Source organism: Halomonas sp. M4R1S46, assembly GCF_025725685.1.
Lineage (GTDB): Bacteria > Pseudomonadota > Gammaproteobacteria > Pseudomonadales > Halomonadaceae > Halomonas.
The window spans coordinates 1237911-1253966 of record NZ_CP107008.1; the positions used below are offsets into that span (position 1 = coordinate 1237911).

18 protein-coding genes and 1 other RNA gene are annotated in these 16056 nt (G+C 69.3%); 14 read left to right on the forward strand and 5 right to left on the reverse strand.

Going from position 1 to position 16056, the window contains the following annotated elements:
• Window positions 1–14 precede the first annotated feature (14 nt).
• On the reverse strand, window positions 15–287 hold the full coding sequence (locus OCT48_RS05875) for a hypothetical protein (protein WP_263591780.1): 273 nt from the start codon (window positions 285–287) through the stop codon (window positions 15–17).
• Between the two features lie 2 nt (window positions 288–289).
• Here OCT48_RS05875 and rplM point away from each other — a divergent pair, with 2 nt between their 5' ends.
• From rplM to OCT48_RS05910, 7 genes are all read left to right on the forward strand, one after another.
• Complete coding sequence (gene rplM, locus OCT48_RS05880; protein ID WP_097788653.1) at window positions 290–718, forward strand: 50S ribosomal protein L13; 429 nt, start codon at window positions 290–292, stop codon at window positions 716–718.
• 13 nt (window positions 719–731) lie between these two features.
• A complete protein-coding gene (gene rpsI, locus OCT48_RS05885) occupies window positions 732–1121 on the forward strand; it encodes a 30S ribosomal protein S9 (protein WP_126481568.1) in 390 nt (129 codons plus the stop codon).
• 221 nt (window positions 1122–1342) lie between these two features.
• Window positions 1343–1942, forward strand: a complete 600-nt coding sequence (petA, locus tag OCT48_RS05890; protein ID WP_263591781.1) for a ubiquinol-cytochrome c reductase iron-sulfur subunit — start codon at window positions 1343–1345, stop codon at window positions 1940–1942.
• Entirely contained in the window at window positions 1942–3201 is a 1260-nt protein-coding gene (locus OCT48_RS05895; RefSeq protein WP_263591782.1) for a cytochrome b, read from the forward strand. The genes petA and OCT48_RS05895 overlap by 1 nt, the downstream gene beginning before the upstream one ends.
• Window positions 3201–3971 (forward strand): cytochrome c1, encoded by a 771-nt coding sequence (locus tag OCT48_RS05900; protein ID WP_263591783.1) that lies wholly within the window; start codon window positions 3201–3203, stop codon window positions 3969–3971. Before OCT48_RS05895 ends, OCT48_RS05900 begins: the two co-directional genes overlap by 1 nt.
• A 146-nt stretch (window positions 3972–4117) precedes the next feature.
• Window positions 4118–4744 (forward strand): stringent starvation protein SspA, encoded by a 627-nt coding sequence (gene sspA / locus OCT48_RS05905; protein ID WP_263591784.1) that lies wholly within the window; start codon window positions 4118–4120, stop codon window positions 4742–4744.
• Window positions 4745–4802: 58 nt separating this feature from the next.
• Window positions 4803–5261 (forward strand): ClpXP protease specificity-enhancing factor, encoded by a 459-nt coding sequence (locus OCT48_RS05910; protein ID WP_263591785.1) that lies wholly within the window; start codon window positions 4803–4805, stop codon window positions 5259–5261.
• A gap of 173 nt (window positions 5262–5434) precedes the next feature.
• Here OCT48_RS05910 and OCT48_RS05915 read toward each other — a convergent pair whose 3' ends face one another.
• The 4 genes from OCT48_RS05915 to OCT48_RS05930 are packed head-to-tail and all read right to left on the reverse strand — an operon-like array spanning window position 5435 to window position 8751.
• Window positions 5435–6013 (reverse strand): BON domain-containing protein, encoded by a 579-nt coding sequence (locus OCT48_RS05915; RefSeq protein WP_263591786.1) that lies wholly within the window; start codon window positions 6011–6013, stop codon window positions 5435–5437.
• A gap of 4 nt (window positions 6014–6017) precedes the next feature.
• Entirely contained in the window at window positions 6018–6611 is a 594-nt protein-coding gene (locus OCT48_RS05920; RefSeq protein ID WP_126481554.1) for a phosphoheptose isomerase, read from the reverse strand.
• A gap of 24 nt (window positions 6612–6635) precedes the next feature.
• Entirely contained in the window at window positions 6636–7004 is a 369-nt protein-coding gene (locus tag OCT48_RS05925; RefSeq protein WP_263591787.1) for a YraN family protein, read from the reverse strand.
• On the reverse strand, window positions 6988–8751 hold the full coding sequence (locus tag OCT48_RS05930) for a penicillin-binding protein activator (RefSeq protein WP_263591788.1): 1764 nt from the start codon (window positions 8749–8751) through the stop codon (window positions 6988–6990). The genes OCT48_RS05925 and OCT48_RS05930 overlap by 17 nt, the downstream gene beginning before the upstream one ends.
• Window positions 8752–8798: 47 nt before the next feature.
• On the opposite strand from OCT48_RS05930, the gene rsmI reads away from it, so the two are divergent.
• From rsmI to OCT48_RS05965, 7 genes are all read left to right on the forward strand, one after another.
• Window positions 8799–9656, forward strand: a complete 858-nt coding sequence (rsmI, locus tag OCT48_RS05935; protein ID WP_263591789.1) for a 16S rRNA (cytidine(1402)-2'-O)-methyltransferase — start codon at window positions 8799–8801, stop codon at window positions 9654–9656.
• Between the two features lie 32 nt (window positions 9657–9688).
• Window positions 9689–10054: RNase P RNA component class A (gene rnpB / locus OCT48_RS05940), an RNA gene on the forward strand.
• A gap of 56 nt (window positions 10055–10110) precedes the next feature.
• Window positions 10111–11067 (forward strand): 16S rRNA (cytosine(1402)-N(4))-methyltransferase RsmH, encoded by a 957-nt coding sequence (gene rsmH, locus OCT48_RS05945; RefSeq protein ID WP_263591790.1) that lies wholly within the window; start codon window positions 10111–10113, stop codon window positions 11065–11067.
• A gap of 8 nt (window positions 11068–11075) precedes the next feature.
• On the forward strand, window positions 11076–11402 hold the full coding sequence (gene ftsL, locus OCT48_RS05950) for a cell division protein FtsL (protein ID WP_263591791.1): 327 nt from the start codon (window positions 11076–11078) through the stop codon (window positions 11400–11402).
• A gap of 53 nt (window positions 11403–11455) precedes the next feature.
• On the forward strand, window positions 11456–13135 hold the full coding sequence (locus OCT48_RS05955; RefSeq protein ID WP_412031038.1) for a peptidoglycan D,D-transpeptidase FtsI family protein: 1680 nt from the start codon (window positions 11456–11458) through the stop codon (window positions 13133–13135).
• A gap of 33 nt (window positions 13136–13168) precedes the next feature.
• Window positions 13169–14686, forward strand: a complete 1518-nt coding sequence (locus OCT48_RS05960) for a UDP-N-acetylmuramoyl-L-alanyl-D-glutamate--2,6-diaminopimelate ligase (RefSeq protein ID WP_263591792.1) — start codon at window positions 13169–13171, stop codon at window positions 14684–14686.
• Window positions 14683–16050: a UDP-N-acetylmuramoyl-tripeptide--D-alanyl-D-alanine ligase gene (locus OCT48_RS05965; RefSeq protein ID WP_263591793.1), complete on the forward strand. Its 1368-nt coding sequence runs from the start codon at window positions 14683–14685 to the stop codon at window positions 16048–16050. The genes OCT48_RS05960 and OCT48_RS05965 overlap by 4 nt, the downstream gene beginning before the upstream one ends.
• The last annotated feature ends 6 nt before the right edge of the window (window positions 16051–16056 follow it).

The following is a 16056-nucleotide window of genomic DNA, read 5'->3' on the forward strand; positions in this document are numbered from 1 at the left end:
GTAAGCCGTAAGCTTTAAGCTGGAAGAAAACCCTTGATGCCTTTGGTGGCGGATTCAGCCTGCCTTCCAGCTTCCAGCTTCCAGCTTCCAGCTTCCAGCTTCCAGCTTCCAGCTTCCAGCTTCCAGCTTCCAGCTTCCAGCTTGCGCGTGCCGGCATTGCCTTGCCGGTGGCGGGTCGTGTAGAATGCGCGCTCGCTCGACCGTTGTCGCCCGCGTGGCGGCAACCAAGAAGAATAGGGATGGTCCTCGCCGGCGGCAGGACCCAACACATCGATTTGGTGATTCACCCATGAAGACGTTCACTGCCAAACCGCAGTCCGTCCAGCGCGACTGGTACGTCGTCGACGCTGCGGACAAGACGCTCGGCCGTCTGGCCACCGAGATCGCTCGCCGCCTGCGTGGCAAGCACAAGCCGGAATACACCCCGCATGTCGATACCGGCGACTACATCGTCGTGATCAATGCCGAGAAGGTGAAGGTCACCGGCAACAAGGCCAGCGCCAAGAACTACTATCGCCACACCGGCTATCCGGGTGGCCTGCGTTCCATGAACTTCGAGAAGATGATCGCTCACGCCCCCGAGCGCGTCATCGAGTCCGCGGTCAAGGGCATGCTCCCGAAGGGCCCGCTGGGTCGTGCCATGTACTCCAAGCTCAAGGTCTACGCCGGCACCGAGCATCCGCACGCCGCCCAGCAGCCGCAAGAACTGAACATCTGAGGGAGTCTTCGCCATGACACAGCAGTATTACGGAACCGGGCGCCGCAAGACCTCTACCGCGCGCGTCTTTCTGAAGCCGGGCACCGGCAAGATCACCGTCAACAGCCGTGATCTCAACGAGTATTTCGGTCGCGTCACCGGTCGCATGGTGGTCCGTCAGCCTCTCGAGCTGACAGAGACCCTCGGCCAGTTCGACGTCTACGTCACCGTCAAGGGCGGCGGCGGCAGTGCCCAGGCCGGCGCCATCCGTCACGGCATCACCCGTGCCCTGATGGAGTACAACGAGGACTTCCGCAAGCCGCTGCGTGAAGCCGGGTACGTCACCCGTGATGCCCGTGAGGTCGAGCGCAAGAAGATCGGCCTGCGCAAGGCACGTCGCCGTCCGCAGTTCTCCAAGCGTTAAGACGGACGTCTATACGACGAAAAAACGCCCGGGTCCCAGACCTGGGCGTTTTTTTGTTCTGGGTCAAGTATTTGCCGCCAAGTTTCGCCCCCGGGCCCGGGGCTTGTCCTTGTGCGGGACGATCCGTTTTTTTACCATATAACGCATTTCAAAATCCGTGGTCGCGGGTCATCCGGAGCTCGTGATGGAACAGCGGGTAAGCTGATGGGAGAAACCTGAAGATGGCAGATAACGGCGTGAACAAAGGGCGGCGCCGTTTCCTCGTGGGCGCGACCACCGTCGTAGGTGCGGCGGGCGCTGTCGGGGTAGCGGTCCCCTTTGTGGCTTCCTGGCAGCCCAGTGCCAGGGCAAGGGCGGCGGGTGCCCCCGTCAAGGCGGACGTGTCCAAGCTCGAACCCGGGCAGCGCATGACCGTCGAGTGGCGCGGGCGACCCATCTGGATCCTCAATCGTACGCCGGAGATGATCGAGCGCACCGAGGCCCTCGGCGCCGACCGGCTGGCCGATCCCGAGTCCACCGAGCCGCAGCAGCCGAGCTACGCCGACGGCCCCCTGCGTTCCATCAAGCCCGAGATCGGCGTGATCATCGGCATCTGTACCCATCTTGGCTGCTCGCCGCTGTTCAAGCCGGAACCCAATGCCGAGGGTGTCGGGGTCGACGACTGGCCGGGCGGCTTCTTCTGCCCTTGCCACGGGTCGCGGTTCGACCTGGCGGGCCGGGTGTTCCGCAACGTGCCCGCCCCGATCAACCTCGAGGTGCCGCCCTATCGCTTCGAGAGCGATGGCGTCATCGTCGTCGGCGAAGATGAGGAGACTGCCTGATGGGTAATCCGAACAAGGCCAAGGCGGAGCGCGGCTTCATGCGCTGGGTCGACGACCGTTTCCCCGCCACCCAGATGTGGCAGGAGCACCTGTCCAAGTACTACGCCCCGAAGAACTTCAACTTCTGGTACTTCTTCGGATCGCTGGCCCTGCTGGTGCTGGTCAACCAGATCCTCACCGGCGTCTGGCTGACCATGAGCTTCAACCCCTCCGCGGAAGGTGCCTTCGCCTCGGTCGAGTACATCATGCGCGACGTGGAGTGGGGCTGGCTGATCCGCTACATGCACACCACCGGCGCGTCGGCCTTCTTCGTGGTGGTGTACCTGCACATGTTCCGCGGCCTGCTCTACGGCTCCTACAAGGCGCCCCGCGAGCTGGTGTGGATCTTCGGCATGGCCATCTACCTGGCGCTGATGGCCGAGGCCTTCATGGGCTACCTGCTGCCCTGGGGCCAGATGTCCTACTGGGGCGCCCAGGTGATCATCTCGCTGTTCTCCGCCATCCCGGCCATCGGCCCGGACCTGGCCCAATGGGTGCGCGGCGACTTCCTGATCTCCGGCATCACCCTGAACCGCTTCTTCGCCCTGCACGTGGTGGCGCTGCCCATCGTGATCCTGGCGCTGGTGGTGCTGCACATCATCGCCCTGCACGAGGTCGGCTCCAACAACCCCGACGGCATCGACATCAAGAAGAAGAAGGACGAGACCGGCAAGCCGCTGGACGGCATTCCCTTCCATCCCTACTACTCGGTCAAGGATCTGTTCGGCGTCGCCGTCTTCCTGTTCGTGTTCAGCGTGGTGATCTTCTACTTCCCCGAGGGCGGCGGCTACTTCATCGAGAAGCCCAACTTCGAGCCGGCCAACCCGCTGAAGACGCCGGATCACATCGCGCCGGTGTGGTACTTCACGCCCTTCTACGCCATCCTCCGGGCGATCACCTTCTCGCTGTTCGGCCTCGACGCCAAGTTCCTCGGCGTGGTGTGCATGGGCGCGGCCATCGCGGTGCTCTTCGTGCTGCCCTGGCTCGATCGCAGCCCGGTGCGCTCCATGCGCTACAAGGGCTGGTTCTCCAGGGTGATGCTGGCCCTGTTCGCCGTGAGCTTCGTCATCCTCGGCGTGCTGGGCGTGCTGCCGGTCACCGAGGGTCGCACGCTGCTGTCCCAGGTGTGTACCGTCATCTATTTCGCCTTCTTCCTGCTGATGCCGTTCTATACCCGGCTGGAGAAGACCAAACCCGTTCCGGAAAGGGTGACTGGCTAATGAAAAAGCAACTGTTCGCACTGCTCTTCGCGCTGGTGCCGATGGCCGGGTTTGCCGCCGGCGGCGGTGGCGTGCACCTGCAGGAGATGAACCCGGATCTCCATGACAAGGCGTCGCTGCAGAACGGCATGAAGCTCTTCGTCAACTACTGCATGGGCTGTCATTCCCTCGAGCATCAGCGCTTCTCGCGGGCCGCCGAGGACCTGGGCATGCCCCAGGACCTGGTCGAGGACAACCTGATCTTCGCCGAAGAGCTCGGCTTCAACGACCAGATGCACAACGCCATGCGCAGCGAGGATGGCGAGAACTGGTTCGGCGCACCGCCGCCCGACCTGACCCTCGAGGCCCGCCTGCGCGGGACCGACTGGGTCTACTCCTACCTGCTCAGCTTCTACCGGGACCCGTCGCGCCCCACCGGCGTGAACAACCAGGTCTTCCCGCTGGTGGCCATGCCCAACGTGCTGGAGCCGCTGCAGGGCGTGCAGGAGAAGGTCTGCGCGGCTTCCGATCAGCCGATCGAGGGCGCCGAACTCGACCCGCTGACCGGCAAGTACCAGTCCTGCGAGACCCTGCAGGTCACCCAGCCGGGGCAGATGGAGCCCGAGGAGTTCGAGGAGGCGGTCTACGACCTGACCAACTTCCTCGCCTATGTCGGTGAACCCTCCAAGTTACAGGCCCAGGCGCTGGGTCCCAAGGTGCTGATCTTCATCTTCATCTTCGGGGTCATCGCCTACCTGCTCAAGCGCGAGTACTGGCGCGATATCCACTGATCCGTCCTCGACGGAGAGTGCGGGGGCGCATGGTGCGAGCCATGCGCCCCCTGTGGTCTGTGCCCGGTCACGGGCAAGGTCGCGGCGCCCCCGGGAGGGGGGTGTCGTGTTATCATCTCGGCACGAATTGATGCGAGGATTGTTTCATGGGTGTAGTGGCCAAGCGGTCGTCGATGATCTTCTACTCCGGGGGCGATGATCATTACAGTCATCGGGTGCGTATCGTGCTCGCCGAGAAGGGCGTGGCCGTAGACATCGTCGAGGTCACCGAGGAGAGCCACCCCGAGGAGCTCGCCGATCTCAACCCCTACAACAGCGTGCCCACGCTGCTGGATCGCGACCTGGTGCTCTACGAGTCCAAGGTGATGATGGAATACCTGGACGAGCGGTTCCCGCATCCCCCGCTGTTGCCGGTGTATCCCGTGGCCCGTGCCCAGAGCCGGCTGTGGATGCATCGCATCGAGCGCGAGTGGTGCCCGCTGGTCGAGCAGATCCAGCAGGGGCCCAAGAAGGAAGCCGACAAGGCGCGCAAGGAGCTCCGCGAGAGCCTGATCGGCATCTCGCCGATCTTCGAGGACATGCCGTTCTTCATGAGCGAGGAGTTCACCCTGGTCGACTGCTGCCTGGCGCCGATCCTCTGGCGCATGCCGGTGCTGGGCATCGAGTTGCCGGAAAAGCAGGTCAAGCCGCTGATGGGCTACATGGAGCGGGTCTTCGATCGCGAGGGCTTCAAGGCCGCGCTGAGCGAGGGCGAGCGCGAGATGCGCCCCTGATCATCCCTTAATGCCAAGCCCCGGCGTCGTCGGGGCCCCAACCCAGGAGGGTCAATCGATGCAGTCGAGCCGTCCCTATATCGCTCGGGCCCTGTACCAGTGGTTGCTGGACAACGAGCTGACGCCCTACATCGTGGTCGACGCCGAGCAGGAGGGCGTCGAGGTGCCGCGGCAGTTCGTGCAGAACGGCCAGATCGTGCTCAACCTCGGCGTGACCGCGGTACGCGACCTGTCCCTGGAGAACGATGCCATCGTCTTCTCCGCCCGTTTCGGCGGGCAGCCGATGCAGGTGATGGTGCCCATGGAGGCGCTGATCGCGATCTATGCCCGCGAGAACGGTGTGGGCATGGTCTTCGGTCACGAGCCGGTCATGCCGGCCGCGGCCGAGCCCGACGCGCCCGAGGCGGAAACCGGTCCGGCGCTGTCCGGCGTCGAGGGGGCCGGCGGTGATGCCGAGGAGGGCGAGCGCAGCGAGGCCGCCAGGAAGGGGCGTCCCTCGCTGCGCGTCGTCAAGTGACCCTCGAGGCCGGGCGCCCGCGGCGTCCGCCCTCGCCGGGTTGCCGACCTTCTTCTTGAAGGCCTCGAGGCCGGGCGCCCGCGGCGTCCGCTGCCTCGCACCTCGTACCAGGAGAAACGGCAGGCCATCCGGCCTGCCGTTTGCTTTGCGTCGGCGACCGCGGTCGCCATGGCTCAGTCCAGGTAGTCGAAGACCTTGACGATGCGCTGCATGCCGCCGGCGTTGGACACCGCCGAGACGATGCGGTCGGCCTCCGCGCGGCTGACGATCCCCATCAGGTAGACGCTGGCGTTCTCCGTCACGATGTGCAGCCGGCTGGCGTCGATGGCCTCGTTGGCGGCCAGCGTGGTGCGGATCTTGGTGGTGATCCAGGTGTCGCTGAGCCGCTGGCTGGCGGGCAGGTTGGCGGCGACGGTCAGCTCGTTGTGGACCCGGCGCACGTTGCGCACCTGGCCCGCCACCTGTTCGGCCATGCTCTTGAGCTCCTGGCTGGGGACCTGGCCGGTCAGCAGCACCACGCCATTGAAGCTGTCGACGTTGATGCGGGCGTCGCTCAGCCGGGCATCGGTGCGGCCGAGGTTGTGACCGATCTTGGTCTCGATGCTCTGGTCCTCGACCCGGGTGCCCAGGGTGCGCTCGCCATAGTTCTCCTCAATGGTGCCGGGGGTCGTGGCCGCGGTCATGGAGGTGCAGCCGGATACGGCCAGCATCAGGCCGAGGGACAGGGTAAACAACAGGGACTTGTAGGACATGACATCACTCGCTTGCGCCGAAGAGTTGTTCGTCGATCAGGTCGCACAGGCAGTGGATCACCAGCAGGTGCACCTCCTGGATGCGGGCGGTGGAGGTCGCCGGCACGCGGATCTCGCAGTCATCCTGGCCCAGTAGCGAGGCCATGTTGCCGCCGTCGCGGCCGGTCAGGGCGACCACCGTCATTTCGCGGTCATGGGCGGCCTGGATGGCCTGGATGACGTTGCCGGAATTGCCGCTGGTGGAGATCGCCAGCAGGACGTCACCGGGCTGGCCCAGGGCGCGCACCTGCTTCGAATAGACCTCGTTGTAGCTGTAGTCGTTGGCGATCGAGGTCAGCGTCGAGGTATCGGTGGTCAGCGCCAGGGCCGGCAGACTGGGGCGTTCGCGTTCGAAGCGATTGAGCAGCTCGGACGAGAAGTGCTGGCTGTCGCCGGCGCTGCCGCCGTTGCCGCAGGCCAGGATCTTCCCCTCGTTGACCAGGCTCTGCACCATCATCTGGCTGGCCACCTCGATGAAGGGCGGCAGCACCTCGCTGGCGTAGGTCTTGGTATCGATGCTGGCGTTGAAGTGTCCGAGAATGCGGGTCTGGAAATCCATCTTGGCTTCCTGGTCCTTGGGCGGTCAGAACGCTTCGAAGGCGCCCGCCACCCAGTCGAACTCGAGGCGGGGCGGCGTGCCGGTGACGGCCAGCACATCGAAGCGGCAGGCACATGATAGCCGGTTGCGCTGGAGATAAAAACGCGCCGCCCGGATCAGGCGGCGCTGCTTGGTCGTCGTGATGGTCTCGAGGGGATGGCCATGGCGGCAGTCGGCGCGGTGGCGGACCTCGACGAAGACCAGGGTCTCGCCGTCGCGCATCACCAGGTCGAGTTCTCCGCCCTTGGCGTGCTGGTTGCTGGCCTCGAGGGTGAGGCCGCGGGCCATCAGCCAGTCGGCAGCGAGACGCTCGACCTGCGCCCCGCGGGCGCGGGCGTCAGCGGGGCCGGTCATCGTCCAGCAGTCGTGAGCCGAGCACCGGCTGGGGGACGCCATCGACGAAGCGGGCCCAGGGCAGGCTGCGGTGGATGCGGCCGTCGTCCGCGGCGCTCAGGGTGCCGGTGGCGCCGAACAGCTCGCTGCCCGGGATGGCCTGGAACTGCGGCAGGCGTCGGGCCAGCTCGTAGGCGTCCACGCCCATGGCCATCAGCCGGAACATCGTCGGATCCGATTCCTCGCGCAGCTGGCGGTAGCTCGCCAGGAAGGGCAGGGCGTCTTCCCCGCCCGCGGCGGCGTCCGGGATCTGCCAGGGGATGTCGACGAACATCACGCCATTGAGGTCCTGGTCCAGACGCGGCTGCGGGCGTCCCTCGTAGAGGTGCGAGGTGGCGTACACCGGCAGGCCCTGCTCATAGGCGTAGTAGTCGATGGTCGGCGGTACCTGGCGGGCGTAGTCGGGCAGGGCGAGCAGGAAGAGCAGGTCGGCCCGGTTCGCGCCCAGGGCGCGGCGCGTGCTCTCGGTGGCCGGCATGCCGGGGTTGTAGCGCACGGCGTTGGCGATGTCGCCGTCGCGGTCCTGCCAGGCCGTCGCGAAGGCTTCGCCGACCCGCCGGCCCCAGGCATTGTCCGGCACCAGCAGCGAGGCCGTGCGGTGCCCGTCGAGACGGGCGCGGGCGGCCACCTGGCGGGCCTCGTCCTCGGCGGAGAGGCCGTACTGGAAGAGCCCCTCGGCGCCATTGCGTTCGGCCTCGCCGTAGTTGAGCGCGAGCGTCGGCATGGGCACCCGGTCGCGGCGCTCGAGGGCGCTGACGGCATCCTTGTCCAGCGGTCCCACCACCACCTGGGCGCCGCGGTTCCGGGCCTCCCGGTAGAGGGCGTCGAGGTCCCCCCGGGCGGAGTCGAAGAACGTCAGCCGGGTGCCGCTGGCGCCGCCGTTCACGGCACTCAGGTGGTGGGCGCGCAGGCCCTCCTCGATGGCGTCGGCGACGCCGGCCAGGGGGCCGGACTCGGGCAGGAAGACCGCGATATGGCTGACGTCGCGCCCGCGCAGCTCACGCAGGGCGAGGATGTCCGCGGGCAGGCGGCGCGCGGCCGGGTGCTCGGGGTAGCGGCCCCGCCAGTCGTCGAGGCGGGTGAAGAGGCGCTCGATGTCGCCGCTGCTGCTGCGCACCAGGTCGGCCAGCTCCAGCCAGGCGAGGGTCGCCTCGTCGGCACCTTCGCGCAGCTCGGCGACGTCGCCGGGGGAGAGCCGCGAGAGTTGCTCCCAGATCGGGTCGTTGAGGTCCCGGCGGTCGGTGGCCGCCTGCAGGCGCATCAGCACCCGCGCCGCGGCCTGGGGCTCGTCGACCTGGCCGAGGGCGCGGCCCTGGCGCTCGCGCAGCAGGTTGGCCGCCTCCCGGGGCAGCTCGGCCTCGTCGAGGAGCTGGGCGGCCTGGATCACCGCCCAGGGGTCGCCCTCGGTCTCGCCGAGGTCGGAAAGCAGCAGGGCCCAGCGGCGGCGGGCCTCGGCCGGCAGGCGCGCGTCGTCGAGGTCCTTGGCGACCTCCAGCGCCTGGGGGCGGCGTCCCTGGCGTGCTAGGATGTCCGCCGCCTCGAGCCGGGACAGGGCGGCCTGCTCGGGGGCCTGCTGCTCGGCCTGCTGAAGCAGCTGGTCCGGATCGCCGGCGGGCGCGCGCTGGGTGATGCCGGGCTGCAGGGTGCAGCCGGCGACAAGCAGCGCCAGGAGTGCGGCGGCCAGGGGGCCGCGAGACGAGATCTTCATGAATCCTTCCTTGTCCTCATGTCCGGAATGCATCCCAGGGAGCCGAAATGTCAGACGCCGATGAAGGGGTATTGTACGTGGTCGCCACGCCGATTGGGAATCTGGATGACCTGAGCCCCCGGGCCGCCCGGGTGCTCGGCGAGGTTGCCTTGGTGGCTGCCGAGGACACTCGTCATACGGCCCGCCTGCTGCGTCACCTGGGCATCGCGCCGGCCATGCTCTCGCTGCATGAGCACAATGAGGCCGCCCGGGTCGACCGGCTCGATGCCCGGCTGGTCGCCGGCGAGGCCGTGGCCCTGGTCAGTGACGCCGGCACCCCGCTGATCAGCGACCCCGGCTTCGTGCTGGTGCGCGAGCTGAGGGCCCGGGGGCGACGCGTCGTGCCGGTGCCCGGGGCCTGCGCCCTGGTGGCGGCGCTGTCCGCGGCCGGGCTGCCCACCGACCGCTTCCTGTTCAGCGGCTTCCTGCCCGCCAGGGGCGGCGCGCGACGGGCGCGCCTCGAGGCCCTGGCCGAGCGCGACGAGACCCTGGTGTTCTACGAGTCCCCGCACCGCATCCGCGACACCCTGGCCGATCTGGCCGCCACCCTCGGGGCACGTCGGGTGGTGCTGGCCCGGGAACTGACCAAGACCTTCGAGACCTTTCTGGAGGGCAGCGCCCAGGCGCTGCTGGAGCGCCTCGCGGAGGACCCGGACCAGGCCCGCGGCGAGTTCGTGGTCATGGTGGCCGGGGCCGCGCCGCGCCAGGCCGGCGAGGCCGCGGCCATCGAGGCCGACGCACTGCTCGCGGCCCTGCTGGCCGAGGGCGTCGGGGTCAAGCAGGCCGCCGCGGTGGCGGCCCGCACCCTGGGCGGCGCCAAGAAGGCCTGGTACGCCAGGGCCCAGGCGCTCAAGGACGGGGATTGAGAGGGGGGCGGGGCGCTGGTATGCTTGCCGCGGGAGTTGGCCAGGCAGTCGCCGCTGCACCCGATTCTCGGATCGGGGCAGGGGAGGAAAGTCCGGGCTCCACAGGGCAGAGTGCCAGGTAACGCCTGGGCGGCGCGAGCCGACGGAAAGTGCAGCAGAGAGCAGACCGCCTACGTCTCCCCCGGGAGGCCGGTAAGGGTGAAAGGGTGCGGTAAGAGCGCACCGCGCGCCTGGCAACAGTGCGTGGCACGGTAAACCCCACTCGGAGCAAGACCAAATAGGAACCCCATGGCGTGGCCCGCGTTGGGTTCGGGTAGGTTGCTTGAGGACGACGGTGACGTCGTCCCTAGAGGAATGACTGTCCTCGACAGAACCCGGCTTATCGGCCGACTCCCCCATCTTCTGCCTGTTTCGCCGTCGCGCACGGTCCCTACCAGCCGCCAACGAGAAGTGCATGTCGTCATCCGCTCCCGAACAACCCGTCCGCGGTTTTCGCCATGCCAGCGTGCTGCTCGATGGCGCGGTCGACGCCTTGATCCATGATCCGGCCGGTGCCTATCTCGATGGCACCTTCGGCCGCGGTGGCCACTCCCGGGCGATCCTCGAACGCCTGGCGCCCGAGGGACGCCTGCTGGCCATCGATCGCGATCCCCAGGCCATCGCCGAGGCGGCGGCCATCAGCGATCCCCGCTTCGCCATCGAGCGGGGCGACTTCGCTCGCCTGGGGGACTTTGCCCGCCATCACGAGCTTCACGGCCGGCTCGCCGGGGTGCTGCTCGATGTCGGGGTCTCCTCGCCTCAGTTGGATGATCCGGAGCGCGGGTTCAGCTTCCTGCGCGATGGCCCGCTCGACATGCGCATGGACCCGACCCGGGGCGAGAGCGCCGCGGCCTGGCTCGCCCGGGCCGACGAGGGCGAGATCGCCCGGGTCTTCAAGGCCTATGGCGAGGAGCGCTTCGCCCGCCGACTGGCGCGAGCCATCGTCGCGCGCCGCGGCGAGCGGCCCTTCACCCGCACCGCGGATCTCGCCGAAGTGATCAAGGCCGCCCATCCCGCCTGGGAGAAGGGCAAGCACCCGGCGACCCGGGCCTTCCAGGCGCTGCGCATCCAGGTCAACGGCGAGCTGGAGCAGCTCGACGCCGCCCTGGCGGCGGCCCTGGAGGCCCTGTCCCCGGGCGGCCACCTGGTGGTGATCAGCTTCCATTCCCTGGAGGATCGTCGCGTCAAGCGCTTCATCCGCGACCACGTGCGCGGCGATACCCACCTGCCACGCGGCGTGCCGCTGCGCGACGACCAGATCCAGCGCCGCCTCGAGGCCCTGGGCAAGGCGCGCCGGCCCGGCGCGGCGGAGGTCGAGGCCAACCCCCGCGCCCGCAGCGCGGTGATGCGCGCGGCGCGCAAACGCTACTGAGGCTCGACATGGCTCAGGGACGACACGCCTCCACCTCCGCCTTCGCCTGGCCGGTGCGCCTGCGACCCAGCCTCGCGCTGATCGGCAACGGCGTGCTGCTGGTGCTGTGCCTGGGCTCGGCGCTGGCGGTGATCGCCACCAGCCATCTCACCCGCGACCAGTATGCTCGCCTGCAGCAACTCGAACGCGAGCACCAGCAACTGCAGACCGAATGGGGCCAGCTGCTGCTCGAGGAGGGGGCCTGGTCATCGCCGGCCCGCATCGAGCGCCTGGCCACCCAGCGCCTGGAGATGCGTCTGCCGGAGATCGACGAAGTGGAGGTGATCCGGCCATGAGCCAGTCCCCGCGCCCGGCCGTGTCCCCGCGCAAGCCGCCGCCCATGGCGCCCATGGGCAAGGCCCGCTACCGGGTGATGATGACCCTGGTGCTGGTCGGCCTGGCGCTGCTGGCCGGGCGCATCGTCGACCTGCAGGTCTTCGACCGCTCCTTCCTGCAGGGGCAGGGCGATGCCCGCACCCTTCGCGTCGATGCGATCCCCGCCCACCGCGGCATGATCACCGACCGTCACGGCGAGCCGCTGGCGATTTCCACGCCGGTGGTGACCCTCTGGGCGAATCCGCAGGACCTGCCCGAGGACGGCATCCAGCGCCTGCAGCTGGCCCGCGCCCTGGGCCAGGACCTTGACGCCCTGAACGCACGCATCGAACGCTATGCCGATCGCGAATTCATGTACCTGCGCCGTCGCATGACCCCCGAGGCCGCCCAGCGGGTGCTCGACCTGCGCGTCCCCGGCGTGCACAAGCGCGCCGAGTACAAGCGCTACTACCCGGCCGGCGAGGTGATCGCCCAGTTGATCGGGGTGACCAACATCGACGACCAGGGCCAGGAGGGCCTCGAGCTGGCCTATCAGCCCTACCTGGCCGGGGTGCCCGGCCGGCGGCGCGTGATCAAGGACCGCCGGGGGCGGCTGGTCCGGGACCTCGAGGTGCTGCGCGAGGCCGAACCCGGCGGCGACCTGACGCTGTCCATCGATCAGCGCCTGCAGTACATGGCCTACCGCGAGCTCAAGGCGGCGGTGGGCGAGCACGACGCCGACGGCGGGGTGCTGGTGATGCTCGATGCCCACACCGGTGAGGTGCTGGCCATGGCCAACCAGCCGTCCTATAACCCCAACAACCGCGCCGGCCTCGACCCCAAGGGCCTGCGCAACCGCGCCATCGTGGATGTCTACGAGCCCGGGTCGGTGATCAAGCCGCTGGCCATGTCGGCGCTGCTGGAGACCGGCAAGTTCCCGCCCGACACCGTGGTGGACACCTCGCCGGGCTGGATGGTCATCGACCGCTACACCATCAAGGATATCCGCAACTACGGCGAGCTGAGCCTGGCCGGGATCCTCGAGCACTCGTCCAACCTCGGCATGTCCAAGCTGACCCTGCAGCTCGACGACCCGGTGGTGCCCGAGCGCTACCGGGCGCTGGGCCTCGCCAGTGCGCCGGGCACCGGCTTCCCGGGCGAGGCCAGTGGCAGCGTGCCGTCGCCGCGGGTCTGGTCAAGCAGCCAGTGGGCGGCGCTGTCCTACGGCTATGGCCTGTCGGTCTCGGCGCTGCAGCTGGCCAGTGCCTATACCGCCATCGCCAACCATGGCGAGCGCCTGCCACCGTCGCTGCTGCGGCTCGACGAGCCGCCGGCCGGGCAGCCGGTGATCGAGCCGGCGGTCGCCGACCGCGTGCTGGGCATGATGGACCAGGTGGTGGCGCCGGGGACCGGCGCCCGGCGCGGCCTGGTGCCCGGCTACAGCGTGGCCGGCAAGACCGGGACGGTGCGCAAGACCGGCGGCACGGGCTACGAGGAAGATGCCTACCGCTCGCTGTTCGTGGGCATCGCGCCGGTGTCCGACCCGCGTCTGATCGCCGTGGTGATGATCGATCACCCCCGGGGCGATTCCTATTACGGCGGGGCCGTGGCGGCGCCGGTGTTCTCCCGGGTGGCCGGCAACGCCCTGCGGATCCTCGACGTGCCGCCCGACCGGGTGGCGGGCGACCGGGAGTCGGCCGACGATGCGACTTGACCCCTGCCATTCCCCCCGTGACGAGAGACGCCCATGGACCTGACTGCCTCCCGCCTGATCGCCGAGCTGACCCGATTGTGGCCGGACCATCGGGCGGTCCTGGCCGACCTCGAGCTGCCCGCGCGGCTGTCGCTGTGCCTGGATAGCCGGGCCCTGGCCCCGGGCGATGTCTTCCTGGCGGTGCCCGGCGTGGCGGCCGATGGGCGTGACTTCGTGCCCGCCGCCCTGGCGGCGGGGGCCGCCCTGGTGCTGGCTCATGACGATGGGACCGACGCCGGCACGGCGACCGACGATCCCCGGGTGCTGTGGCTTCCGCACCTGCGTCAGCGGCTCGGCGAGCTCGGCGGCGCCCTCTTCGCCGTCCCCGAGGCCCTGGAGCTGATCGGCGTCACCGGCACCAACGGCAAGAGCTCGGTGACCCACTATATCGCCGCCCTCAGCCGGGCCCTGGGCCGCGATGCCGGCATGATCGGCACCCTCGGGCACGGTCGCCCGGGGGCACTGCATCCGGGGGCGCTGACCACGCCGGGCTCCCTGGCGCTGCAGGCCGCCCTCGGCGAGCTGGCCGGCGAAGGCATCACCCGGGTGGCCATGGAGGTCTCGTCCCATGCCCTGGAGCAGGGGCGTCTCGACGGCTGCCGACTCCAGGCCGCCGTCTTCACCAACCTGACCCGCGACCATCTCGACTACCACGGCAGCATGGCCGCCTATGCGGCGGCCAAGGCGCGGCTCTTCCGCCGCCCGGAGCTGGCCCTGGCGGTGGTCAACGCCGATGACCCCCTGGCACGGCTGATGCTGGCCGGCCTGCCCGAGGACGTGCGCGTGCTGGCGGTGGGCGAGGATGAAGCCGTCACCCTGAGAGTGATGGACTGGATCCCGCATGCCGAAGGCCAGCGCGCATTGATTGCCACCCCCGAGGGCGAACGGGTGCTGACGCTGCCCTTGATGGGGCGCTTCACCCTCACCAATGTGCTGCTGGCCATGGCCACCCTCTACGGCCTCGGCGCCGATCTCGAGGCCCTGTTCGCCGCCGCCGCCGAGCTCGGGCCGGTGCCCGGTCGCATGCAGGCGCTGGGCGCCGGGGTGGGGCCCAGGGTGGTCCTCGACTATGCCCACACCCCCGACGCCCTGGAGAATGCCCTGGTGGCGCTGCGCGCCCACCTGCCCGACAGCGGACGCCTGTGGTGCCTGTTCGGCTGCGGCGGGGATCGCGACCGTGGCAAGCGGCCGCTGATGGCCGCCGCCGCCGAGCGCCATGCCGACCGCCTGGTGGTCACCGACGACAATCCCCGCGGCGAGTCGCCGGCGGCGATTCGCGGAGAGATCCTCGACGGCCTCTCGGTCGGGGCGCGCGCTGCCGCCTGGGTGCGCGACGGGCGCGCGGCGGCGATTCGCGAGGCGATCCGCGAGGCCTCCGACGAGGACGTCATCCTGATCGCCGGCAAGGGGCACGAGACCTACCAGGAGGTCGCCGGGGTGCGCCATGCCTTCTCGGACCTCGCCGAGGCCGAGGCCGCCCTGGCGGCGCGGATCACGGGGAGCACCCCATGAGCGGCGTCGGTCCGGCCTCGCTGGCCGAGGTTGCGCGGGCCCTCGGCCTGGCGCCGCCCGCCGAGGACATCCCGCTGACCGGGATCGTCACCGATACCCGCCGCCTGGCCCCGGGGGCGCTGTTCGTGGCACTCGCCGGCGAGCGCTTCGACGCCCATGACTTCCTCGCCCAGGCGCGCGAGGCCGGCGCCGTGGCGGCGCTGGTCGAGCGGCGCGTCGACGATCCCCTGCCGCAGCTCGAGGTGGCCGACACCCGGCTGGCGCTGGGCCTGCTGGGGCGCGCACGACGCCGTGCCTGGGGCGGTCCCCTGGTGGCCGTCACCGGCAACAGTGGCAAGACCACGGTGAAGCAGATGCTGGCCACGCTGCTCGCCCGTCGCGGCGAGACCCTGGCCACCCGCGGCAACCTCAACAACGATATCGGTGCGCCCCTGACGCTGCTCGAGCTGTCTCGCGAGCATCGTCAGGCGGTGGTCGAGCTCGGCGCCAACCATCTGGGCGAGATCGCCTGGACGGCGAGCCTGGCCGAGCCCCGGGTGGCGGTCATCACCAACGTCACCGGCGCCCATGTCGGTGAGTTCGGAAGCCCCGGCCTGATCGCCCAGGCCAAGGCGGAGATCCTGGTATCGCTGCCCGGCGACGGGGTGGCGGTGCTCAACCGCGACGACCGCTACTTCGCCAGCTGGGCGAGTCTCGCCGCTCCGCGGGAGGTGCTGGACTTCTCGGTGGAGGGGCCGGCGCGTCTGCGTGCCGAGACACTGGTCTGTGATGCCCTCGGACGCTATGCTTTCACGCTGTCTTTCGATGGCCGTGAGCTCGGCCGGGTCCAGCTGGCCCTGCTCGGTCGTCACAACGTCGCCAACGCCCTGGCCGCCGCCGGCGCGGCGCTGGCCATGGGCCTGGACGAGGCGGACGTGCTGGCCGGCCTCGAGGCCGTCACGCCGATGCCGGGGCGGCTCAGCGTGGTGGCCGGCATCAAGTCTTCGAGGCTGCTGGACGATACCTATAACGCCAACCCCGGGGCGGTGAAGGCCGCCCTCGACCTGCTGGTGACGCTGCCGGGACCGCGCTGGTGCCTGCTGGGGGCCATGGGCGAGCTGGGCGAGGCCTCCGACCGGCTGCATGGCGAGGTCGGGCGGTATGCAAGAGAACAGGGAATCGACTTTCTCGGCACCCTCGGCGAGGCGGCGCGGCCGGCCAGCCGCGCCTTCGGCGAGGCGGGTTGCCATTTCGACGATCGGGAGGCGCTGACGCGCCACGTCCTCCATCATCTGCCGCCGGGGGCCAGCGTGCTGGTCAAGGGGTCGCGCAGTGCCGGCATGGAAGCCGTGGTGTCGGCGCTGTGTCCGGATGCATCAAGGTAACGCACT